General features: G+C 59.7%; 19 protein-coding genes. 8 read left to right on the top strand and 11 right to left on the bottom strand.

Features of this window, described 5'->3' with window-relative positions; translation table 11 throughout:
- Window positions 1-212: 212 nt before the first annotated feature.
- Window positions 213-1355, bottom strand: coding sequence for a ParB N-terminal domain-containing protein (locus J4721_RS01190; RefSeq protein ID WP_211001917.1), 1143 nt, complete (start codon window positions 1353-1355; stop codon window positions 213-215).
- On the bottom strand, window positions 1352-2656 hold the full coding sequence (locus J4721_RS01185; RefSeq protein ID WP_014881632.1) for an AAA family ATPase: 1305 nt from the start codon (window positions 2654-2656) through the stop codon (window positions 1352-1354). The genes J4721_RS01190 and J4721_RS01185 overlap by 4 nt, the downstream gene beginning before the upstream one ends.
- A 573-nt stretch (window positions 2657-3229) precedes the next feature.
- Here J4721_RS01185 and J4721_RS01180 point away from each other — a divergent pair.
- The gene (locus tag J4721_RS01180) at window positions 3230-3913 is read left to right on the top strand and encodes a DnaA N-terminal domain-containing protein (RefSeq protein WP_102915971.1); all 684 of its coding nucleotides are present in this window, start codon (window positions 3230-3232) and stop codon (window positions 3911-3913) included.
- Window positions 3914-3995: 82 nt separating this feature from the next.
- Here the strand turns inward: J4721_RS01180 and J4721_RS01175 are convergent, their stop codons facing one another.
- The 4 genes from J4721_RS01175 to J4721_RS01160 are packed head-to-tail and all read right to left on the bottom strand — an operon-like array spanning window position 3996 to window position 7196.
- Window positions 3996-4772: an ABC transporter permease gene (locus tag J4721_RS01175; protein ID WP_014881864.1), complete on the bottom strand. Its 777-nt coding sequence runs from the start codon at window positions 4770-4772 to the stop codon at window positions 3996-3998.
- Entirely contained in the window at window positions 4769-5521 is a 753-nt protein-coding gene (locus J4721_RS01170; protein ID WP_211001916.1) for an ABC transporter permease, read from the bottom strand. The genes J4721_RS01175 and J4721_RS01170 overlap by 4 nt, the downstream gene beginning before the upstream one ends.
- Before the next feature lie 9 nt (window positions 5522-5530).
- The gene (locus J4721_RS01165) at window positions 5531-6310 is read right to left on the bottom strand and encodes a transporter substrate-binding domain-containing protein (RefSeq protein ID WP_211001915.1); all 780 of its coding nucleotides are present in this window, start codon (window positions 6308-6310) and stop codon (window positions 5531-5533) included.
- A 40-nt stretch (window positions 6311-6350) separates the two neighbouring features.
- On the bottom strand, window positions 6351-7196 hold the full coding sequence (locus J4721_RS01160) for an ABC transporter ATP-binding protein (protein WP_014889374.1): 846 nt from the start codon (window positions 7194-7196) through the stop codon (window positions 6351-6353).
- A gap of 104 nt (window positions 7197-7300) precedes the next feature.
- On the opposite strand from J4721_RS01160, the gene J4721_RS01155 reads away from it, so the two are divergent.
- From J4721_RS01155 to tviB, 5 genes are all read left to right on the top strand, one after another.
- On the top strand, window positions 7301-7948 hold the full coding sequence (locus tag J4721_RS01155; protein WP_014881860.1) for a TetR/AcrR family transcriptional regulator: 648 nt from the start codon (window positions 7301-7303) through the stop codon (window positions 7946-7948).
- On the top strand, window positions 7945-9132 hold the full coding sequence (locus tag J4721_RS01150; RefSeq protein ID WP_211001914.1) for a pyridoxal phosphate-dependent aminotransferase: 1188 nt from the start codon (window positions 7945-7947) through the stop codon (window positions 9130-9132). Before J4721_RS01155 ends, J4721_RS01150 begins: the two co-directional genes overlap by 4 nt.
- 2 nt (window positions 9133-9134) lie before the next feature.
- Complete coding sequence (locus J4721_RS01145) at window positions 9135-10793, top strand: 5-guanidino-2-oxopentanoate decarboxylase (protein ID WP_027246471.1); 1659 nt, start codon at window positions 9135-9137, stop codon at window positions 10791-10793.
- 3 nt (window positions 10794-10796) lie between these two features.
- Window positions 10797-11579 carry a dimethylarginine dimethylaminohydrolase family protein gene (locus J4721_RS01140; RefSeq protein ID WP_211001913.1) on the top strand — a complete coding sequence of 261 codons (783 nt, stop codon included), beginning with the start codon at window positions 10797-10799 and terminating at the stop codon, window positions 11577-11579.
- A gap of 122 nt (window positions 11580-11701) precedes the next feature.
- Complete coding sequence (tviB, locus tag J4721_RS01135) at window positions 11702-12973, top strand: Vi polysaccharide biosynthesis UDP-N-acetylglucosamine C-6 dehydrogenase TviB (RefSeq protein ID WP_211001912.1); 1272 nt, start codon at window positions 11702-11704, stop codon at window positions 12971-12973.
- Window positions 12974-12998: 25 nt separating this feature from the next.
- Here tviB and J4721_RS01130 read toward each other — a convergent pair whose 3' ends face one another.
- Window positions 12999-13907, bottom strand: coding sequence for a MurR/RpiR family transcriptional regulator (locus J4721_RS01130; protein ID WP_211001911.1), 909 nt, complete (start codon window positions 13905-13907; stop codon window positions 12999-13001).
- Window positions 13908-14021: 114 nt separating this feature from the next.
- Entirely contained in the window at window positions 14022-18047 is a 4026-nt protein-coding gene (locus J4721_RS01125; protein ID WP_211001910.1) for a PEP/pyruvate-binding domain-containing protein, read from the bottom strand.
- Window positions 18048-18330: 283 nt separating this feature from the next.
- Between J4721_RS01125 and J4721_RS01120 the strand changes: the two genes are divergently transcribed.
- The gene (locus tag J4721_RS01120) at window positions 18331-19155 is read left to right on the top strand and encodes a PhnD/SsuA/transferrin family substrate-binding protein (protein ID WP_244915704.1); all 825 of its coding nucleotides are present in this window, start codon (window positions 18331-18333) and stop codon (window positions 19153-19155) included.
- 20 nt (window positions 19156-19175) lie between these two features.
- Entirely contained in the window at window positions 19176-21455 is a 2280-nt protein-coding gene (locus J4721_RS01115) for a response regulator (protein WP_211001909.1), read from the top strand.
- Between the two features lie 136 nt (window positions 21456-21591).
- On the opposite strand, the gene J4721_RS01110 is transcribed toward J4721_RS01115, so the two are convergent.
- The 3 genes from J4721_RS01110 to J4721_RS01100 are packed head-to-tail and all read right to left on the bottom strand — an operon-like array spanning window position 21592 to window position 23644.
- Complete coding sequence (locus tag J4721_RS01110) at window positions 21592-22389, bottom strand: iron chelate uptake ABC transporter family permease subunit (protein ID WP_014881851.1); 798 nt, start codon at window positions 22387-22389, stop codon at window positions 21592-21594.
- On the bottom strand, window positions 22389-23165 hold the full coding sequence (locus tag J4721_RS01105; protein ID WP_014881850.1) for a metal ABC transporter ATP-binding protein: 777 nt from the start codon (window positions 23163-23165) through the stop codon (window positions 22389-22391). Before J4721_RS01105 ends, J4721_RS01110 begins: the two co-directional genes overlap by 1 nt.
- Window positions 23162-23644 (bottom strand): Fur family transcriptional regulator, encoded by a 483-nt coding sequence (locus J4721_RS01100; protein ID WP_102859829.1) that lies wholly within the window; start codon window positions 23642-23644, stop codon window positions 23162-23164. The genes J4721_RS01105 and J4721_RS01100 overlap by 4 nt, the downstream gene beginning before the upstream one ends.
- Between the last annotated feature and the right edge of the window lie 82 nt (window positions 23645-23726).

The raw sequence follows: 23726 nt of genomic DNA, 5'->3' as shown, positions 1-23726 counted from the left end.
CAATGCACCACCGGTGATAGTCCGGCGGCACCCGTATCGCGACCTCTCTGTCCCCGTGGGGACACTCAGCATGATTGACCCGTGTCAGCAGCGAGACGGGTATGGTTAATGTGTATTCATATCTTAACGACTTGAAAAGAAAAAAGGCTGCCCCTTTTGGGACAACCCTCATTCCGCGCCTGTCTAGGCGCAGCATCTACCAATATGTCGGCTTAACTATCCTCACCATCCAAAGCGTCGAAAAACGCGCTGATCGCTGTCTCCAGGCGGCGCTGATCAACCGCTGAGAAATCACGCTCCATCGCCATTTCGATACGCCCATCACGCGCAAGACACCGCACTGTCCCCGCAGGGACGGTACAGCGCAGCGTTGTCTTAGCCGTACCGGCCCGCTGACTGCTGGTCGTTTCCTTCACATTGGAGGCGGGTGTCTTCAGCGCCTGGCGCAGTACCGACAGCTCTTCCTCGGCGCTCGAGAAACTGCGCTCGCGCAGTCGCTGCCGCAGAGCGGCCAAGGCGGATGGGGTGTCCACAAGATGCTTCTTCAGGTCCAGCCCCAGCGCCCTCGGGATCGCTTCCGCAAAAGACAGCTCCGCGCCAATCATCTCCAGCAGTTCGGCGAAGTGACGAATATAGCTGCGTTTCTGCCGCCCCGCAGAGGCATAAAGCAGCGCAACAGACTCTTCTACAGAGTCTGAACCTGTCTCTGGATCCTGTGCGTAAGACAGCGCCAGCTGTGCCATCTCGGAAAAAGAGATGTCCCGCCGCACTAGGTTTTCATCCACCATGCGGCGATAGAGACCTTGCAGCGTCTCTCCCCGCGCAACCAGGCCCGCCGGGATCAGCCTGAACTGCTCATCCCCGGTCTCCTCATAAAGCGCGCGATAGGCTGACAGACGGCGAAAACCCTGAACCAGCTGATACCCATCGCCGTCTTCTTCCACCCGGATCGGGTTGGAGAGGCCAAGATCACGAATAGACTCCTTCAACTCCTCCAGCTCGGGATCCCGATTAACGGCGCGGTCGCGGATCAGCTTGCTGGTGGAAATCTGATCCAGCGGGATCCGGTCAACCACAAGGCCAAGCGTCTTGAGCCGCACGAACTCATGCGCAAGCCGGTCATTTTCGGCGCGGATATTCTGTTCCACCTCAGCCCGCGTCCGCAACGCATCAGCGTTTTCGCTGATCGCAGTGGCCATCGGCCCGCGCCGAGCCTCGCCTGTGCGGAAGGCGGATTTGGTTTCCGGTGCCCCGATTGCTGGGTGCGGATCCGATGGGGCAGGGGAGGGGGCCTCCGGTTTTGCGACGGTTGGCTCCGACGGAAAATCGATGTCGAACATTCTGCGTTTGCTCATGCCTCATCCTCCAACTGCGCCCATGCGGTCAGGGCGTTATCCTTGAACTCCATATAGGCCTGATCAAACGAGGCGCGCGCCCGCCGCCAAGTCTCCCGCGTCATATCCCGATAATCGATCTCATAGATTGAACTGAGGAAGCGCCCGGATTGTTCTACCGCGCGGGTCATTTCAATCGGATGCTCCGTCATCCGGTCGCCAAACACCTTCACGAAAGCGTCGCGCATCGCCCGATGCAGATCATTCCCGGATTCATACCGGGTCAGCAGGAATCGCACTTCCTGAAACACCTTCGGCAGGCTGAACGTCCCCGCGGGGACAATGCCATTAAATGCAGAGAGATCCTCCAGCGCCTCCGAGAGCTGACCAATGAATGAGGTCGTGGAGTCATATTCCCAGTACCCAGGACCTGAAGGAATATAGAGCATGTCTGCTGCGAAAACCGCATTCATCGACTGGTAGCCAATCGCGGGCGGGCAGTCGAAGATCATCATGTCATAATCGTCCGACGGCAGCTGATCGAGATAGCGCGACACCGCCGCAAAAAAGGACCACTCAGGATTGAGGTGCCGATACTGGGCAGAGGCAAATTCCACAAAGGCCGCATTGGCGCAGCTGGGGATCACGTCAATCGTGGGCCAGCTGGTCGGTTTGACGAAGTCGCTGATCCGCAGGTCCTGGAGGCCCATGCCGGTGATTGCTTCCGGCAGGCGCCGCTTGGGCAGGGCGGCCCCGGACTCGGCGCCACGGGTGCTGGCGTTCATGCGCTCGGTCTCGCGCACCAGATCGCGCGCCATGATGCCCCAGACAGTATAGTCTTCGGTCACATCACTGAGCCCCATGGAATGGGAGAGCGTCGCCTGCGGATCGAAATCAACACAGAGCACACGATAACCATCCAAGGCAGCGGCATGAGCGAAATGCAGCGCTACGGTGGATTTACCAGCGCCCCCCTTGAAGTTGGAAATCGCGACCCGCAGCGCCCGCTTTCCGGCTGGACGCTCGGGCATCAGCGATTTGCGATTTACTTTCAGGCGGCGGCGCAGCTCATTGATTTCCTCAAGCGAATACCAACGCTGGCGACCGTCTTCTTCCACATGGCCCTGCGGCAAGCTGGGATCCGCTGCCAGACGACCGCGCAAAGTAGACTGGTTCACCTTAAAGATCAGCTCGGCCACTTCCCAGCTGGAGAACCGCCGCAGCGTCTTTTCCATCTTGGGAGAGAAGGTCTGCTGTCGGATCCAACTCTGCATTTTCAGCGATTGTGCCTGCATGTCTGCCAGGTCTTGATGGGTAAACATCTCTGCTCCTCATTCTCTGTAGTGCGCCCTTATTGATCAAGCGGACGCTTTTCCTACCTGAAAACCCGTTTACGCCGAATTTGCAAAAAACGCAAAACCTATTATCGTCGGAATGAGCGTCCTGTCCCCGCGGGGACCACGTGCGACGAGAGATAGGCAAACCCCTTGTTTTCCAGGGCCTGCGCGATTCGGTGGTGTTTGCAGAGTAGCGACGAAAAAATGGGGTTCCCCTCGCCTATATAGGGGGACGCTATATTGACCACCGCTGCATATTGGGGGACATTTTCGCCCCAATAGGGGACGCCTTAGATGTCACCCAATACCATGAATACCAATTTTTGAATCAAAAATGGGAATGGGATCGAGACGCAAACAACAGCGCTCTTGACAGAATCGCATCTCTGGACGCAAATCAGGTACACCAACTCAAAAACGTTGAGTTCGGGTCGAACTTCACCGAAGATCGCCGTTAGCGACACCGCGTGAACCCTGACCAAGATCAACAGGATCTCATGGCAAACATGAGACGACAGAGGCAGCCATCCGACATCGGGTGGAGATATGAGGGCAGCCATGCTTGCCAGTAAACCCGTCGGGCGACAGGCCGCGGCATTGAAATATGATATCCTCACGGCGTTGGGGACCTATGCCCTCTCGCTGGAGAAGGGGGCCCAGCGTCTCGTTCTGCGCTTCATGACCCTGATGACTGCGCGCTATAATTGGCAACGCAATGAGCTGGCCGTGGGGCAGCGTGAGATTGCCCGGATGTGGTCAGTCGATGAACGCACGGTCAAACGGGAGATGGCCAAGTTGCGGGCACTCGGCTGGCTTGTGGTCAAACGGCAGGGCGCGCGGGGACGCGTTACCGAATATGGTTTCGATCTGGAGTGCATCCTTGAGGACACGCGCGGATGTTGGGTCGCGGTTGGTCCAGATTTTGATCACCGGATGCGTGGCAGCGACACGCCTGAGAAAAACGTGGTACCTCTGATGTCAGGGACAGCGGCACCGGCCCCAGATATCAGCGATGGCAGCGAGTGGAGCCTGGCAAAGGCCGTTCTGCATCAGGAGGACCCGGCCACCTATTCGGCATGGATACAGGCGCTCACGCGGGAGAGCAGGGCAGGGGGCAGGTTGATCCTGCGCGCACCAAGCCGATTTCATGGCAACTATGTCACCGCACATTTACAAGAGAGGCTGCTGGCGGCCTGTCATGATATCGACGCGGATGTGGATCAGCTGACGATCCTGTCCTAGAGGTGCCTGGCCCAGGTCCCAGATTAAAAAGCAGCCCCCAAGCGGTTGCTCGGAGGCTGTCATACAACCGATGCGGCGAGGATCAGCGACGCTGTGGCACCCGATCCTCAAATCGTTTGAAGGCCAATGTGATCACCCCTGCGATGGCCATATAGACCAACGCCAGCAGCAACAGCGGCTCATAGACGATGAACGTGTCAGACCGCACCCGGGAGGAGACTGCGTAGATGTCCAGGACGGTAATGGTTGCCACCAGCGGTGTCGCCTTCAGCTGAAGGATGGTTTCGCCGCCAAGTGTGGGCAGAACGTTACGGACAGCCTGCGGCAGCCAGATCCTGCGGAACATGGTCAGACGCGGCATACCGTAAGCTTTGGCCGCCTCCAGCTGGCCCTTGGCAACGCCTGAGAAGGCCCCGCGCATAACCTCGCCCTCATAGCCGGCATAGGAAAGTGTGAGGGCCAGAACGGCATAGGGCCAAGCCTGCCTTAGGTAGGGCCACAACTCGCTGGAGCGGATCCAGGGGAACTGCGGAAACAGCGACCCCAGCCCGTAGTAGAGTAGCCAGATCTGCAGCAGCAATGGTGTGCCCCGGATGACGGTGCAGAAGATGCGCGCCGGCGTCGAGAGGTACCACGGGCCAACGGCCTGAGCGAGGCCAAGAGGCACCGCCAGTGCAAAGCCAAGGATACTGGTGACAACAAGGATCCAGATCGTGGTCCACAACCCTTCCAGCGCCAGCGGCGCATAGGTTGGAATCCAGTCCCAGCGTAGGGAAACCGCGCACCAGACAACCAAGGCTGCGAACAGGGCTATCAGCACCAGCCGATGAGGTTGCGTCAGGGATTTAAAGGAGGTCATTGGCGGCGCTCCCGCAGCGAGGGTTGGCCGCGCCTCGCCCAGCGTTCGATCCAGCCGAAAATCACGCTAGAACAGAGCGTTATCATCAGATAAAGCGCCCCAGCCGCAAGGAAGAACGTGAAATAGGCCCGCGTGCTGCTGGCGGCCTGCCGGGTTTCGAGGGTCAGCTCCGCAAAGCCGACAATAGCCAACAACGCGGTGTCCTTGGTGGCGATCAGCCACAGATTGGCCAGACCCGGTGTTGCAAAGCTCATCATTGCGGGGATGGTCACCCGGCGCATGGTCATGAACGGCGGCATCCCGTATGAACGCGCCGCCTCAATTTGACCGGGGGGCACCGCCTTGATGGCGCCGCGCAACACCTCAGTGGCATAGGCGCCCTGCACGATGCCCAGCACCCAGATGCCAGCTACAATTCCGCTGATTTCCACCCGACCATAGCCGAAACTGCCGGCGACTTTGTTGATCAGATCGGTCCCGACATAATAGAGGATCAGGATCAGCACCAATTCGGGCACGGCGCGGATCACAGTGGTGTAAATGGCGAGCAGATCACGAAGGATCGGCCCGCCATAGAGTTTTCCGTAGGCCCCGAAAAGCCCGATAATCAGCCCCATGCCAAAGGCCCCAAGGGCAATCTGGAGCGAATTGGCGAGGCCCCGCAACAGGTTGCCCCCCCATCCCGGCGGCGAGAGCGACAACAGCTGTGCGCTCTCGGCCAGACCAAACAGGTCGAGGAGTCCGGTCACGATATGTCCTTACTCGGAGTAGATGCTGGTCGTGAAATACTTCGAGGTGATCTCGGCATGGGTGCCGTCGGCCAGGATTGCCGCGATCCCCTTGTTGAGCGCTGCCAGAACATCGGCGTCCCCCTTGCGCACACCAGCGCCGACACCTTTGCCGAGGATCGCTTCGTCATTGGCGACAGCCCCTTTGATCTCGCAGCAACCGCCTACATCAGAGCCGACAAAATCAGCCATGGCGATGCTATCAGCCTGAGTCGCGTCGATGCGGCCGGCAAAGAGATCCTGATTGGCCTCATCCTGAGTCTGATAGACGCGCAGCTCGGAATCTTTGAAGTGTTCCTGTGCATAGGCTTGGTGGATGGTGGAGGCCTGAATGCCGACAACTTTGCCTGCCAGGGATTCTGGAGTGGCTTCAATGTCCATCGACTTGTCCGCCACAATCACCGCCGGGGTGTTGTAGTAGGGATCCGAAAAATCAATGGTTTTCAGCCGCTCTTCGGTGATCGACATTGAGGCCATGATTGCGTCGACCTGCTGACCGGTCAGCGAGGGGATAATACCGTCCCAAGCGACCGGAGTAATAACGCAGTCCAGTTCTGCGGCGGCGCAGACGGCATTGATCACGTCGATTTCCCAGCCAACCCACTGACCGGAGGAATCCAGCGAGGCGAAGGGCGGATAGGGTTCTGCGGCCACGCCGATCTTGACAGGTTCTGCCTGCGCGACAGCACAGGTTGCAGCCACGGTCGCGGCGGCAATGACTGTGGATTTAAGATTTGAAATCATGGACATAACTGTCTCCCTGTTTTGTTGTTGTACGTGTTATTATGCGTTAAGCGACCGAACTGAGGAACTGTTTCAGGCGCTCTGATTTTGGATTTCCAAAGACCTCCGACGGGGGGCCTTGCTCTTCGATCCGACCTTCAAAGAGGTAGACGACATGGTTCGCGACTTCTCTTGCGAATTTCATCTCGTGGGTGACCAGCAGCATGGTGCGCCCTTCCGCAGCGAGGTCACGGATCACCGTCAGGACCTCTCCGACCAGTTCGGGGTCAAGCGCCGATGTCGGTTCATCAAACAGCATGACATTGGGATCCACAGCCAGTGCGCGAGCGATGGCGGCACGCTGCTGTTGGCCGCCGGAGAGAAAGGCCGGAAAGGCATCGGCCTTGTCGCCGAGGCCCACGCGGGCCAACAGTTCATGCGCACGGTGGATCGCCTCGGAACGGGGCACCTTCAGCACATGAACCGGCACCTCAATCACGTTTTCCAACAGGGTGCGGTGGGTCCAGAGGTTAAATTGCTGAAACACCATGGCCAGGCGGGTGCGGATGCGTTCGATCTGGCGGCGGTCGGCAGGGCTGCCATCCTGGCGCATCGCCACGGTTTCACCTGCAATTACGATCTCGCCTGAGTTGGGTGTTTCCAGAAAGTTGATGCAGCGCAGCATGGTGGATTTGCCGGATCCGCTGCCGCCAATGATGGCCACGACATCACCCTGTTTCGCGGTGAGTGATACGCCCTTCAACACCTCCAGCGAACCGAAGGATTTGTGCAGATCGCTGACACGGATTGCCTCGGCCTGCGTGTGGGGTTCTACCGGCGTTTCAGCACGCGCCTGTAGGGGAGCAGATGCTGTCGAAAGCGGGGCAGGGTCTGCGGCAGCCGGATCGGGCATTTTTTTATGTCCTCATATTTCGGCTTGTAGTAAGGCTGACTTGGAGTAATTATGCAAGTGTATAATTACTGACCGCGTGATTGCGCAGCATATTGGAGAGCCTCGTGTCAGGTGAACGCCGGAAATTTAAGCGCGCGACCGCACAGGAGCGGAAGGAAGCGCTGATCCTCGCGACTTTGGAGCTGGTGGCGGAGAAAGGTGTGCGCGGTGCCACCGTGCGCGATATTGCTGAACGGGCGGATGTGACCCAGGGGCTGATCCGGCACTATTTTTCCTCCAAGGAGGAGCTGATGACCGCAGCCTATGAGCATCACATGGTCTTCATCAGTGATCTTACCTTTGCCCCGGTTGCCGGGATGGAAGGAAACGCCCGCGCCCGTCTGGCCGGGTTTGTTGAGGCCTCCTTGCTGCCTCCGGTGGTGGAGCCGACGGCGGTGGCGCTCTGGGCCGGGTTTTTGAACAAAGTGCAGCAGGATCCGCAGATGCGGCAGATCCACCAGCGCACCTATGACTATTTTCGCGACAAGCTGGGCGAGTTGATCGCCGCCGCATTGGAGGAGGCGGGAACCCCCGTCAACGCGGCGCGGCTGCATCATCTGGCGGTGGCCTGCAACGCGGTGATCGACGGTCTCTGGATGGAAGGCGGTGCCTTGCCGGAGGCGTTTGAAGAGGGCGAATTGCCAATGATCGGATTGGAATCCGTGGGCGCAATTCTGGGATTGAACTTGCAGCATAAGGCAGAACAGCCATGAGAATGACCGATGTGACCAGACGGTTGGCGGGGCTTGGCGGGGCCAAGTGGGAGGTGCATCTGACTGCGCGCGAGATGATCGCTGCTGGGGCAGATATCATCGAGATGACCATTGGCGAACCGGATGTGCCCACACCGGAGGCGCTGATGCAGACCGCCGGTGCCGCGATGATGGCCGGGCGCACCGGCTATTCGGACGGACGCGGGGAGGCCAATCTGCGCCAGACCCTTGCAAAACGGTACAGCGCCAGCACTGGGCGCGCGATCAGCCCGGACAACGTGCTGTGCTTTCCGGGCACACAGACCGCGCTGTATGCGGTGCTGATGGGGGTCGCTGAGCACGGGGACGAAGTTCTGGTGGGGGATCCGATGTATGCCACCTATGAAGGTGTAATCCGGGCAAGTGGTGCCGACATGGTGCCGGTGCCGCTGCGGCCCGAGCATGGGTTTCGGATGCAGGCGAATGATATCGCAGAGAAAATCACGCCCCGCAGCCGCGCCATTCTGCTCACCACGCCGCATAACCCCACGGGGTCCATCCTGACGGTTGAGGATCTCGACGCCATTGGGCGGCTGGCGGACGTTCACGACCTGTGGATCATCTCGGATGAGGTTTATGAGCAGCTGGTGTTTGACGCGGCGGAGTTTGTGTCGCCACTGGCGCGCGCGGCCTTTGCCGACCGGGTGATTGTGGTTTCTTCAATTTCCAAATCGCACGCCGCGCCGGGGTTCCGCAGTGGCTGGTGTATTGCCAGCACGGCCTTCTGTGATGGGTTGCTGCCGCTGTCGGAAACGATGCTGTTCGGCAATCAGCCTTTCATTGCGGATATGACAGAGCAGGCCGTGCGGGAGGGGTCTCCGGTGGCGGAGGGGATGCGCGCGCGATTTGCAGCCCGTGCGGCAAAGCTGGCAGAGCGGCTGCATCGCGACACCGCGTTGCGGGTGCACAGCCCGGAGGCGGGTATGTTTGCAATGATCAATGTGGCTGCGACCGATTTGGATGGTGACGCATATGCGCAGGACCTGTTGCACAGTGCCGGGGTTGCGGTGATGCCGGGATCATCCTTTGGCGAGAGCCTGCGAGGCTGGGTTCGGGTGGCGCTGACGATTGAGGATGACGCATTTGACCGCGCGCTGACGCGTATCGTGGATCATGCGAACCGCACATCAACGGAGGTCGCATGATCATGGGAGATCACAAAACCGCCGCACCCACGGTTGGTGAGGCGCTGGTGGAAGAGCTGGCCGCGCGCGGTGTGCAGCATGTGTTTGGCATTCCGGGGGTCCATACGGTTGAGCTGTATCGTGGGCTTGGGAGATCCGATCTGCGCCATATCACGCCGCGCCATGAGCAGGGGGCTGGGTTCATGGCGGATGGCTATGCACGGGTGTCCGGTCGGCCTGGCGTTGCCTTTGTTATCACCGGGCCAGGGCTGACCAACACGCTGACCCCGATGGCCCAGGCACGCGCGGATTCGGTGCCGATGCTGGTGGTGTCCGGGGTGAACGAGAGCGGTTCTCTTGGTCATGGGATGGGCCATCTGCACGAGTTGCCGGATCAGCATGCGCTTGCGAAGATGGTCGCGCTGAAATCAGAGCATGTTGCGGCACCGGAGCAGCTGACGCCCGCGTTGGATCAGGCCTTTGCACCGATTGCGGGGGCTGCGTTGTCACGGCCCGGACCCACCCATGTGCAGATCCCGCTGGATGTTGCAGGGAGTGCTGCCACGGATCGCGACGGGCAAGAGACCGCGCCAACCGATGTGCAGGGCAGGGGGAGTGTATCCCAGACGGATCTGGCGGCGTTGATGCAGCGCCTGACCGCAGCGGAACGTCCCGTGATCCTGGCCGGGGGCGGCGCGCGGTTCTGTGCTGATCAGTTGCGTCAGCTGGCAGAATATCTGGGCGCGCCTGTGGTCCAGACCGTCAATGCGCGCGGTGTGATGTTTGATCACCCGCTGTCGGTGCCCGCCAGCCCCAGCCTCGGCTCGGTGCGCGAAATGATCGGGGCGGCGGATTTGGTGTTGGCACTTGGCACTGAGCTGGGGCCGACCGACTACGATATGTATGCCACGGGTGTGATGCCGCAGATGCCGGGATTGATCCGGGTCGACCTCTGTGCGGAACAGCTGGCGCGTCATCGGGCGGAGCTGACGATTCAGAGCGATGTCGCGGCTGTTCTGTCGGCGGTGCTGGCTGAATGGAAGCCGGATCACTATAGCCCGACCGATTGGGGCATTGGATTGGCCGAACAGACCCGGGCTGCCGCCTGGGACGAAATCGGCGAGAGCTATCGCGCTCAGGTTATGGTGCTGAACGCGCTGCGCTCAGCGGTACCGGGGGCAATTGTCGTCGGCGATTCCGCCCAGCCGATCTATGCGGGAAACCTCTATTATGATCACGACCGCCCCGGCGGCTGGTTCAATGCGGCAACCGGATATGGCGCGCTTGGCTATGGCATACCGGCTGCCATCGGTGCGGCCATTGCCGCGCCTGAGGCGCCGGTTATCTGCATCGTTGGCGATGGTGGCGCGCAGTTTTCCCTGCCCGAGATCATGACGGCTGTTGATGAGGCTTTGCCGATCACGTTCATCGTCTGGAACAACCACGGTTATCAGGAAATTGCCCTTTCGATGCAGGATGTTGGCGTGCCGGTGGTTGGCTGTGATCCGACACCACCGGATTTTGCGGCAACGGCACGATCCTTCGGGATTTCGCATCGTGCGGTTTCTGCGGACCCGCAGGAGGTTGCCGTCGCATTGCACAGCGCGGCAACGGAAACCGGCCCCCGCATGATCGAAATTACCACCCCAAAATTCCTGCCAACACTGGCCACTGAGGACTGAGACATGACCAACCCTACCTATGAATTCACCCGCGCCATCAGCCGCCGTCCGGCCTCCAGCATCACGGATGGGCTGCGCGCCGAGGATATCGGCACCCCCGATCTGGACAAGATGCTGGCCGCCCACGCCGATTATGTCTCCGCATTGAAGAGCACCGGGGCGGAGGTGATCGAGCTGCCACCGCTGGAAGCGTTTCCGGATGCGGTTTTTGTGGAGGATACAGCCCTCTGCCTGCCGAAGGGCGCGGTTCTGATGCGTCCCGGCGCGCCGTCGCGACTGGGGGAAGTGGCTGAAATGGCGCCGACATTGCGCCAGTGTTATGATGAGGTGCGCGAGATCAAAGGCCCCGGTTTCATCGAAGGCGGCGATATTCTGGTCACGGAGCGCGAAATCCTTGTCGGCCGCTCGGCCCGGACCGATGCCGCAGGCGTCGCTGAACTGGCAGAGATTGTTGCCGACTGGGGCCACAGCCTGCGCGAAGTGTTTACGCCGGAGGGCGTGCTGCACTTCAAGACGGATTGTTCGCTGATGGATGCTGAGACCATTTTGTCCACCAAACGTCTCGATGCGTCCGGTTGTTTTGAGGGCTACCGGGTGCTGCATGTGCCTGAGGGCGAAGAGGCGGCTGCCAATGCGATCCGTTACAACAATCTTGTTCTGATGGCGGCGGATTTTCCGCGGACGGCAGAGATGCTGGACCGCGAAGGGTTTGAGGTTGTTCAGATCAGCAATACCGAATGTGCCAAACTTGACGGCGGTATGTCCTGTTTGTCGCTGCGCTTCTGACGCCGCTCTAAATGTGGATCTCTCCCGGTTTCGGGAGGGATCTGGCTGCATATGGTTGAAACTTGGCGCTGAGGCCCCTTATGAAAGGCAATCGGGCGGACAAAGACCATTGAGGCAGCAACATGAGCGGGACAGAACGGATTTGCGTTATCGGGCTTGGCTATGTCGGGCTGCCGCTGGCGGTTGAGTTTGGCAGATCCCGTCCGGTGGTCGGGTTTGATATCAGCGCCGAGCGTATTGACGCGTTGCAGGCTGGTGAGGACAGCACCCGCGAAATCAGCGCTGAGGCCTTGTCCAGCGCCGCGCATCTGACATTGACAGCTGACCCGGCAGAGATCGCCGACTGCACGATCTTCATTGTGACTGTCCCGACCCCGATCGACGACAGCCGCCGACCGGATTTGACGCCTCTGCTGCGCGCCTCGGAAACGGTTGGACGGTTTCTGAAGCCCGGCGATCTGGTGATCTATGAATCGACGGTCTATCCCGGCGCCACCGAAGAGGATTGCGTTCCTGTGCTGGAACGGTTGTCCGGTCTGACCTTCAACCGTGATTTCTATGCGGGCTATAGCCCTGAGCGGATCAACCCCGGCGATAAGACGCGCCGCCTGCCGGATATCGTCAAGGTGACCTCCGGGTCGACGCCGCAGACAGCGGAGCGGGTCGACGCCCTTTACCGTGAGATTGTGGTGGCGGGCACGCACAAGGCCGAGAGCATTCGTGTCGCCGAAGCGGCCAAGGTGATTGAGAACAGTCAGCGCGATATCAACATCGCGCTGATCAATGAGCTGGCCAAGATCTTCAATCGCATGGATATCGATACCGAAGCGGTTCTGCGCGCTGCGGGGACGAAGTGGAATTTTCTCAACTTTCGCCCGGGTCTGGTGGGCGGACACTGCATCGGCGTTGATCCCTATTACCTGACGCACAAGGCAGAGCAGCTGGGCTACCACCCCGAAATTCTGTTGGCAGGGCGGCGTCTGAATGACGGAATGGGATCATATGTTGCCAGCCAGATGGTCAAATCCATGCTCAAACGCCGGATGGCGGTTGCTGATGCGCGGGTGCTGGTGATGGGGTTGACGTTCAAGGAGAACTGCCCCGATTTGCGCAACACACGGGTGATCGATGTGGTGCGCTGCCTTGAAGAATTTGGTCTGACAGTGGATGTACATGATCCCCACGCGGACCCTGATGAGGCACGGGCTGAATACGGCGTAGATCTTGTCGCGGACCCGGAGGCGGGGAGCTATGATGGCATGGTCCTGGCGGTTGCCCATCAGGAGTTTCGCGACATGGGCGCCGCGCAGATCCGGGCCTTGGGTCGGGCTGATGCGCTGCTCTATGATCTGAAGTATGTGCTGACACCGGACCAGTCAGACCTGCGGCTCTGACCGGCCGATCAGGCTCTGAATCGGACTATTTTGGAACCATCAGCAGCTTGCCCCCGCGCCAGTAGGCGCCGGTGTCTTCGCGCAAGGCCTCATAGGCGCGGATCCTGTCCTGGGCATCTTGTCCTCCGGCATCAACCAGATGTGTCAGCAGACAATCCAGAACCGCCATCGCGCCGCCATAGCCACCAAAGGGATGCAACGTGTTGTCCGCGACCAGCAACAGGTGGTCTGGCTGTAGTCCCGGCGTGATAACTTCGCTGTCAGAGATCAGGATCAGTGTCGCCCCCTTGCGGCGCGCCAGCCGTAGGGCTTGCAGCGTTTCGGAGGAATAGGGGGCAAAGGTCATGGCAATCAGGCAATCCTCAGCGCCAATCTCCATCAGCTCGTCAATCGCTGTGCCCATGTGACGGGGCACCAGATCCAGACTGGGCAGGGCCATGCGCCCGACGTAGTGGAAATAATAGGCCAGCGCGTAGCTGGCGCGGGTCGCGGTTACATAGCAGCGCCGCGCGGAGGTGAGGGCGGTGACAATGGCGGCGGTGCGTTCCGGGGTCATCAGTCGCAGGGAGCGGGCCACGATGTTCACCTCATTGCGGGCGATGCGACCGTGGCGGGCCGTGTCGGGGGCCTGTTCCAGCCGATCCAGCCAGCCGAGGCCCAGACCGCCCTCGCGTTCGGTGGTCAGTGCGGCACGAAAGGGCGCGCGCAGGGCTTCAAAACTCTCGAAGCCCAGATGCACGGCCAGTCGGACCAGAGAATTGGCACTGACGCCGGCCTTGGTCGCGGAGACACGGATCGGATCGAGTCCGAAGTCGCCAGGCGTGTCGATGATATACTTCGCCGCCGCCGAAAGGGCCGGAGGCAGGTTCTCGATCTGGGTTTTCAGCTGATCGAGCAGGCGATGGGTCTGTCGGGGATCAAGATGCGGGTCCATACCGGCAGTTCAGACCATTTGTGTGATGGAGCGCAAGATGGAACATATGTTTTGATGTTTTGCCCCCGCCCGGGGACCGTTGGATGGTCAGGCGGGGGCAGATGCGTTGGTCTATCAGGCGGATGCCGCTTTCAGGTCTGACGCGTTGCTTTGCGTGATCGATCCATCCTCTGCCACGGAGATCAGCTCACGATGGGCCAGTTGGTCGAGCCCCTTGCAAGCCACCAGCATTAGGATGTCCTTCTCCCGCGCGACGATGGCCATATGGCTGAGCCAGCCACCAACCTCGCTGAGGACAGCCCCTGACCGCTGCACATAAGGCAGCCAAGCGGGGTTGATCATGCGGCAGGCGAGGATATCGCCATCCTGAAATCCGTCAAAGACATCAGGGCCAATGGCGGTTTCGTCCTCGACCCAGAACACGCGGCCCTCAACGCGGCCGCTGCCTGCGACGCAGGTGCCGCCGAGGCTGCCGTCACCGGATCCCGCCTGAGCCCCTAGCGACAGCAGTTCACAGTCGCGCAGCGTGAGGTTGACGGAGGTTGGCGCTGAGGGTTTGCGCAGCTCCTCGCGGTGCTTGCGGGCTGTGGCGCGGTCTTTCAGGGCCTCTGGCTGGTCCCAGTTGCCGGTTATGATGTCATCCATGTCCAGATAAAACACCAGATCATCCAGTCCGGAGCGGCTGCCAAGTGCAAGCAGAGCCCGGCGCAGCTCTGCCAGAACCCGCAGGGCTTCGTGCTTGGCCTGTTCTTTCAGATCCTGATAGGCAATCGCAAGATCCAGCGTGTCACGCAGATCCTCCGGCAGGTCTGCTGGTGGTTTGACGGTGCCACTGATCGGCTCTACCGAACTGTCGAGCAGCGAGATGAGCAGGCTGGGGGCTTCCTTGTAGCGCGGTGCCGACAGCTCATAGTCGAAGATGGAGCGATGCCCCATCAGGACCTGTGCGCGGCTTTCGGCCATCGGCCCGGTGCAGGACGCCAGCAGGCTGGACGGTGCGTTGGGCAGATCGGCATGCATCAGATGGGCACGCAGCGCCGGGTCACCTGCAGCGGCGGCGCTGGCCTCGCCCATGGTGAAGCCCGCGATGATATTCACCTTCTCAGCTTCGACATAGATGTCCGTAACAAAGAGGTCGCGCAGCGTCGCAATCGCCTCCAGCTGTTTGGGCAGCGGCAGGGCGGCGTAGTCCACCGCCTGCCAGAATGCCAGTTGATCGCTGAGACGGGGCAGAACCTCTGCGTGGAAGCGGTCGATCATCGGACGGGCCTGTTTGCGCAGCTGCTTGGCCTTGGTTGCCGTTAACTTCAGCGTCATCTGCTCCTTGAGGTCGACATCGACGTAGGTCTTGCCAAAGAGGTTCACCAGATGACCGGCGCGGCCTTCGGGCAGGTTGTAGGGCACCGACAGGGCGCGGCAGGCCAGATCAACACTGCCGCCCGGCGACCACAAGCTGCCCATCAACGAGAATGACAGGGGTGTCGGGCGGGGCAGAACCTCGGACATTTCGTCCTGTTCCAGAATTGTCTGGTCCGGATCAGCGTCTCCGTAGTGGTCCAAGAGATCACGCCATTCGGCCAGACGGGCCTGCTCTTGCTCAGTGCCCAAAGAGAGCGTGGTGATGTCGCGGCTTTGCACGATCTGGAATTCACCATTGGCGTAGGCCCATTCCACATCCTGCGGAGCACCAAATGTCTCCTCGATCTGTTGTCCAAGCGCCAGCAGTGGTGCCATGTCGAGCGTCTGGTCCTGATCCTGGGACGCAGGCAGGCCCGTATAGCGACCGAAGCGCAGGCTGGTGGGTGTGACGCGCCCGGAGACCAAATCCTCGCCGCAGCCTTCGACCCATTCGATCATGCACATGCCCGGTGCCATCGGATCCTGGGTGAACATGACGCCGGCATAGTCGGCCAGAACCATTTCCTGCACCACGATATTGCCCTGATCGGCGCTGTCGCCGTCACCGGCGTAACTGGCGGCGCGGTCTGAGGAGAAACTCTCCACGACGTCGTCCAGTGCTGCGCGCATGGTGTCTGCGGTCACGTCGAGCACGGATTCAAAAACCCCGGCAAAACTCTGATCGGCGCCGTCCTCATTGCTGGCAGAGGAGCGCACCGCGACCGGTTTGCCGCCAGCCAGGGCAAAAACCTTGGCCGCAAAGGCGTTTTTCTGGGCGTCGGACATTTCGCGGTAGTCGTGGATAGCGTCAGAGCGCACGATCACGCCGCCGGGCACCGGCAGGCCCGCGTTGCGCAGGATCGACAGGCGCAGGGCCTTGTTGCCGGCGTGTTCCAGCTCCTCGGTGTAGCCCATCGGGATTACGCCGCGCGGCAGTTTGGCGAGGCGGTGCTTGTGGGCGCGCAGGGCAAAGGCTTCACCCAGCTTGCGGTGCAGGCCGGTGACATAGGCGCGCTGCACCAGCAGGAGGGTCAGGCTGAAGCAGAGATAGGCGTTTGCGGCCGCTGTCAGGGTGAAGACCATCGCAAAGAGTGCGGGCATGCCCAGCACCATCCAGAGGGTTTTCTGGCGCGGGGTCTTGGCAACGGCCCACAACAGGTAGACGGCGGCGAGTGCGCAGAACAGCACCGGCAGGATGAACAGCGGATCGGCTGCGCCGAGGTTTGCCATCCACAGGAACGGGGTCTGCAGGCTGGCGCTGGCCTCTTGCGCCGCCGAGACGCCCAGCATCATCACCGGCAGGAACAGGAGCGCGGTGAGGTTCTTCATCGGGGTCAGGCCCTTGTCAGCATAGAACGCCTGCACTGCGCGGGCCTTGCGTACAGGATCATCGGCCAGTCGCTCTTTCAGCGCCTTCATCTCATCTGCGGTGTCATTGGTGGTGATCTGGTCACGCTCGGATTTCAGCGCGACCGGCAGGATCATGATCCGGGTGATCAGCGACAGCGCCAGCAGGCCCAGCAGGATATGGCTGCGTTCATGCACCCACAGCAGCGCGGCTGCCAGCGCCGAGATCGCCTTGTCCCAAAGGCCGCTCTGCTGGTCGGCAAGCCAGGCCTGAACATGCGGTTTGGGGGCCGGTGCGATAAAATACTCCCATGGCAACGTGTACCGTCCCCGGAAATCGAAGCCCTTCTGCGCCAGTTCCAGACCCAGCACCTGACTCATGAAACAGCTGCGGCGATCATAGCAGGCGGCCAGCGTTGGTTTGCTGGGATCCAGTTCACTGATGCGCTGCATCAGATGGGCGGTGGTCATCTTGCGGATCGGAATGTTGACGGCCCCCGGCAGATGGCCTGCATCAAAATCCCCGGGATAGCGGGTATCGACGATTTGCAGGTCTTCGGTGTTCATCAGGTCGGTGAAATCAGCGGTGCTGAGGAGCACATCGCGGCCGGGGTATTCCGGGATCGCGCGCAGGTCGGAGAGGGTTTTCACGTCCTTGTCGGAGAAATCCCGTCCCTCAACGATCCATTTTTCGATACCACCCGCGATGAAACTGCAATCAATGCCCATCGCAGCCAGTTTGGCGCAGGTCTCGGAGCTGCGGTTGCCATTGTGACAGAACAACACGACCTTCTGGCCCGGCTGAACTGGGCGCGATTGCAGGAAGTCAGGGAATCGGATGTGGGTCGCGCCGGGCAGGGTGCCCATGGCGTTCTCACCGGTTTCACGGATGTCGTAGAACAATGTCTGACCATCGTCGAGCGCGGCAGCGGCATCAGCGGTGGACATGGCCAACGGATGATCGGACTGGCGCGAGAAGCTGGTTTCCTTGAGTGCCGCATCCTTGATCTTGGTGCCGTCGAATTGCGCTGGCCGCACCAGGGTGGCCTGCAGGCGGGCCTGTTCAGCGGCGCGCTGGGTCGTGAACTGCCAGTAGTTCAGCATCGCCAGTGCCAGCGCTGCCAGCACCAGACCGGTGATCAGTTTGATCGGATATCGCTTCGCTTCGGCCTTGCCCTTTGGTTGCAAGCCGAGCTTGGCTGCGACCACCGCGCCAAGACCGGATACCATTGCGACCCCCACTGCAAGCACCTGCGAGAGGGAGGAAACCGACCCGATCACCAGTTCCGGCGAGGGAATGGCCCAAGCCGCTGCAGGAGCCAGCGCCGACGAGAAAAGAACCGCCAGCGACAGGCGAGAAACGGGTGTGTGGAAGCGAATGCATTTTGGTATCACGGGATATCCTGCCGGGCTTGTGCCCGATCTTCAAATTTGTGACGAATTTTACAAAAGAGCGCTGAAATCGTTACTGAAACGTTAATATTCAGACCGCGCCGAGAGCGAGCCATAAAATTATTTATACTATTTCAGGGTCACTTAACCAAATTTTCTCACTATTCAGGGTAAACAAATGCGTGGATTCACCGAACCGGCCTTGTCCGGGTTCAGACTGGAGAAGATGATGCCAATCGCCTGGAAATATCACTGTGGACCTACGGGTGTGATGCGCCTTTGGTCGATGATCTGTGTCTGTCTGCTGGTGCTGATGGCGCCGATGGCCGCCCGCGCTGATATCACGCTGACGTTTGGCACATATGCTGCGGATAAACCCACCGTGACGGTTAAAAAATATCGCCCGTTTTTGACGTTTCTGTCCAATCGTCTGGGAGAGGCTTTGGGTGAAAAAGTTGTCATTCGGATGACAGTTGCCAAGGAATATCAAGAGGGTATCGATCAACTTGCCAGCGGGGAGGTTGATTTCGCGCGCTTTGGACCCGCCTCTTACGTTCACGTGATGAAACAGAACCCGGGCATCCAGATTGTCGCCATGGAATCGAAGAAGGGGCGTAAGCGGTTCAAAGGCGTCATCGTGGTTCACCGCGACAGTGCGATCACCGAATTGTCGGATCTTGCGGGTCTCAGCTTTGCCTTCGGCGATGAGCTGTCGACGATTGGTCGCTATCTCGCGCAGAGCCACCTGTTGGAGGCCGGAATCGACAGTGGTGATCTGCATACCTATGACTACCTCGGGCGTCATGATCTGGTTGGGGAGGCAGTTGGCGCCGGTAAATTCACTGCAGGTGCGCTGAAGGAAAGTACCTACAAAAAACTGATCGCCAAGGGTGTCCCGATTCGGGTTCTGGCAAGTTTTGACAATGTCACCAAACCCTGGCTGGCATCCTCGGACCTGCCGGAAAATGTGCTGCTGGCGATGCGTGAGATCATGCTGTCCTCAGAAAATGAAGAGATCGTGCGGCGGGTGTCCAAAAACGGCTTTCTTCAGGGCTCTGATTCCGACTACGACCTGATCCGCGACGCGATGGAGCAAAGCCAGGCATTTTAGTGCCTTCACCGGGGACCCTTATGAAACGCACGGGCATACTCTTTCAAATCGTCGTCTCTTTGTCGCTGGCGGCTCTGCTGGTTGCGGCGGCAATTGGCGATGTCGCGCGCCGGTATGAAACCAGAAATCTTCAGGCGCAATTGAAAGAACAGGCTGAGCTGACCATCTCGCTGCTGAGCGGGCTGATGCTTGAATCGATCATCGTTGAGGATGTGCCGGTGCTGGAAACCGGTCTGATAGAGGCGATTGCACGCAATCCCAAGCTGCTGCAAATCCAGATCCAGAACAGCGCGGGCACTCCGATTGCCGAAGCGGGCGAGATTGATCAGGTGGGGCCTGACGATTTTGTCATGTATGATCGTCCGATCACGCTGGATGGGTTTGATTTCGGCCGTATGGTTGTCCATTGGTCGACCCGTGAAGGCCAGGCCATGGTTCAGCACAAGGTCAGTCAGACCATCATGTGGACCGTGGTTGCAGTGGCGATTTTGTCGCTGCTGGTGCTTATCCTGGTGAGTGTGCTGGCGTTGCGCCCGTTGCAGATCATCCATCAGAGGATGTCGGATGCCATTGCCGGTCTGTCAGGGTTGCAGGCCCGTCTGCCGTGGTTTGCCTCGCGCGAATTCCGGGCGCTCAATTTCTCTGTCGGGGTGCTCGAAGATACGTTCTCCGAACGGGATGAACGCGAATACGCATTGGAAGAGGCCCGCAAGGCCGCCGATATCGCCAATCGCGCGAAGTCGGAATTCCTTGCAAATATGTCTCATGAGATCCGCACGCCGATGAATGGTGTTATCGGCATGGCTGAGCTGATCCTTGAAACCGATCTGGATGAAGATCAGACAATGTACGCCGAGACGATCTCGAAATCGGGATCGGCGCTGCTGACCATCATCAATGATATCCTGAACTTCTCCAAGATCGAAGCCGGAAAGATGGAACTGGAGCGGGCGCCCTTCAATCTGCAGACTGCGATTGAGGACGTGGTGACTCTGCTCTCGCCGAAGGCCGCAGAAAAGAATGTCGAGGTGACCCTGCGCTATGATCCCAGTTTGCCGGAATGTTACGAAGGTGATGTCGGGCGTATCCGCCAGATTCTGACCAATGTTGCAGGCAACGCGGTCAAATTTACCGGAAAGGGGTATGTCTATATTGAGGTGTCCGGAGAGACTGACGATGATCGGACGGCTCTGCGCATCTCGGTGACCGATACCGGCGCCGGTATACCCGAGGACCGCTTGGATCGTATTTTCAACGCGTTTGAGCAGGCCGATGGTGCCGCCACCCGTAACTACGAAGGGACTGGTTTGGGCCTTGCGATCTCGACCCGGTTGCTGGAATTGATGGGGGGGCGGATCTCCGTGCAGTCGGAACTTGGCAAGGGGTCTGTGTTCACCATTGACCTGCCGCTTCGGATCCGGCCAAGCCAGCCGAAACGGGCGCAGGATGTTCGTGATTTCAAGGGACTCAGAGCCTTGGTGGTTGATGATCTTGAGCTCAACCGGATCATTCTGACTGAACGGTTGGCAACCTGGGGCGTGCAAAGCGTCGCTGCAGGATCGGCCCATCAGGCGCTGGAGTTGCTGCTGGATTCACGCCACGATGGCACTCACTATGATGTTATTTTGCAGGATTTCCAGATGCCGGGCATGGACGGCAAGGAGTTGGCGGAGCGCATTCGGGACATTCCGGAATACCGTGATTTGCCCATCGTGATCCTATCCTCTGTCGAAAACACAATTGACCGGGAGGCCCGCGACCATCTGGGGCGCTGTGAGGTTGCCTTGAAACCCTTGCGGGCTGCGCAGCTTCAGTCGGTGATGAGCCGCGTATTGGAGACGGCAACCGAGGAGGCGCCGCAGGCCGTTCCCCCGCAGGGCGTGGAGACATCCGTCGTGCCGGAGGTGAAACTTCTTTTGGCTGAGGACAACAGGACCAATCAGCTGGTGGTCTCGCGCATGCTTAAGGCTGCGCCGATAGAGGTATTGATCGCGGCCAACGGGGAAGAGGCGGTGACGATGTTTCAGGAACATCATCCGGATATCGTATTGATGGATATGATGATGCCGGTAAAGGATGGGATCGACGCTACCGCTGAGATACGTCAACTGGAAAAAGACAACGGTCTGGGCCGCTGCCCTGTGGTGGCATTGACGGCAAACGCGCTGCAGTCACATCGTGAGGAGTGTCTTGCGGCTGGCATGGATGACTTCCTGAGCAAGCCGATCAACAAGAAGGCGCTGCTTGGTGCGGTCGGCAAATGGGTCGATTGTGGACCTTTGCTGAAAACAGGAACCTGACGCGCCTAGGCTGGCGAAGAGATCACGAAGATCGCCTGCGTGTTGTATTCTTCCGGGCGCGATCAGAGATGCCTTTGGTGGCTTTGATATCTTTACCAGCCATCGGAATGTGATTTTGCTACGTGCCGGTCTTGGGTCAGGTCTTGCTCAGCAGCTGCTTAAGGCTCGACAGGGCGAAAAGACAGGCTGCAAGACAGACAATTGTTGGACCGGTCGGCGTGTCGAACATGAAGGCCAGCTGCAAACCTCCCAGCGCTGAGATCGCGCCTGTGACCGCTGCGATGATGGTCATGCGCTCCGGTGTTGCGGCAAACGGCCGTGCGGTTGCGGCTGGGATGATCAGCAGGGCGGCAATCAGCAACACTCCGACGACCTTGATCGCAACAGCCACTACAACCGCCAGCGCCAAGGTGAGGACCAGCTGTTCACGTCGGGGATCAATCCCCGCCGCATGTGCAAGGTCAGGATTCAGTGTCGCGGTCAGGAGCGCCGACCATCGCCACCAGAGTAGACCTACAACCAAGAGAGCGCCGCCCCAGATCACCATGAGATCGTTGGCGTTTACCGCGAGGATATCACCAAAGAGATAGGCCATCAGGTCAAGTCGCACGCCTTGAAGAAAGGACACTGCCACGAGGCCGAAGGCGAGAGAGGAATGCGCCAGCACGCCCAGAAGCGTGTCGACTGCGTAGCCTCTGCCGCTGAGTGTTGAGACGACCGTCGCCATGATCAGCGCCATCGCGAGGACTCCGACAAAAATTGACGTATCGAAACTGAGGGCGAGTGCGATCCCCAGGATTGACGCATGTGCAGTTGCGTCGCCGAAATAGGCCATCCGCCGCCAGACCACGAAACATCCGAGGGGGGCCGCGGCAATCGCGACGCCGACGCCCGCAAGCGCAGCGCGGATCAGAAAGCTGTCCAAAATCATCATCAGTGGGGTCCGGTCATTTCGGCACTTACGTTTTGCGGGTCATGCGCGTGGTCGTGACCGCAGCGGTGATCGTGCGAATGGTTGTGCTCGTGTCGATAGAGAGCCAGAGCCCCCTGCGTCCCATTTCCGAAAAGGGCACGATATTCTGGGGCTGAGGCCACATGTTCGGGGGCGCCTTCGCAACAGATGTGACCGTTGAGGCAAATCACGCGGTCGGAGGCGGCCATAACAACATGCAACTCATGACTGACCATTAAGATGGCACAGCCGAGGTCGCGGCGCAGTTGTTCGATTTGCTGATAGAAAGCGGCAGACCCGGGCTGATCCAGCCCCTGTGTGGCCTCATCCAGAATCAGCAGCTGAGGATTGCAGAGCAGCGCGCGGGCCAGCAGAACACGCTGGAACTGGCCCCCTGATAATCTGGTCATCTGGCGGTTCATCAACTGTCCGGCCCCGGCTTGCTCCAGCGCATTTTGCGCAGCGACATCAGATACCGAATGCGGCAGGCTCAGAAACCGGCGCACGTTGAGGGGGAGAGTCGGGTCAATATGCAGCTTTTGCGGAACATAGCCGATGCGCAGCCCCTGCGCCCGGGACACGGTACCAAGCGTTGGCCGCAATGCGCCAATAATCGTCCGCAGAAAGGTTGATTTCCCCGAGCCATTGGGGCCAACGATGGTAACGATTTCTCCGCGATCAATTGCAAAATTGACATTGTGTAGCACGGGGTTGGCGTTGTGCCTTACGCTGACACCGGTAAGTTTGACCAGGCTCATTGCGTGTCGTCCACCTGACATTTGGGGCAGAGGCCTTCTGCCTCCATCACTGTGCGTTCAATCAGGAACCCCGCTTCGCGCGCGGCGGCCCCAAGGCGACCGTTGGATGTTTGGGACGGTGCCTCCGCAACCGCATTGCAGGTGCGGCAGATCATGAAGACCGGGGCGTGATCATCACCGGGGTGGCTACAGGCCACAAAGGCGTTCAGCCGTTCAATCTTATGAGCGAAACCGTTTTTCACCAGAAAATCCAGCGCCCGATAGGCAATCGGGGGCTGCGATCCCAGGCCTTCGCCGCGCAGAATGTCCAGCAGATCATAAGCGCCCATGGCGCGATGGGCCTGCAGCAGGATTTCCAGAACCCGGCGCCGCACAGGCGTGAATTGTAGGCCGTTCGCACGACAATGTGCATCAGCAACGGCGATCCCATCGCTGATACAGTGACTGTGGTCGTGTGCGTGAAATCCGATGGGGTCCATCTGAGGCTCCGTTGGGCGATCTCTTTCGGGGTTGATATGTTATGTTATGACGTTTATCAACCGCCGTAATGTTATACAATTA

Origin of the sequence: Phaeobacter sp. HS011, assembly GCF_018101215.1 — a bacterium.
Classification (GTDB): Bacteria; Pseudomonadota; Alphaproteobacteria; order Rhodobacterales; family Rhodobacteraceae; genus Phaeobacter; species Phaeobacter inhibens.
Note: the sequence above shows the minus strand (reverse complement) of the source record. Positions and strands in the feature narration are given on the sequence as shown.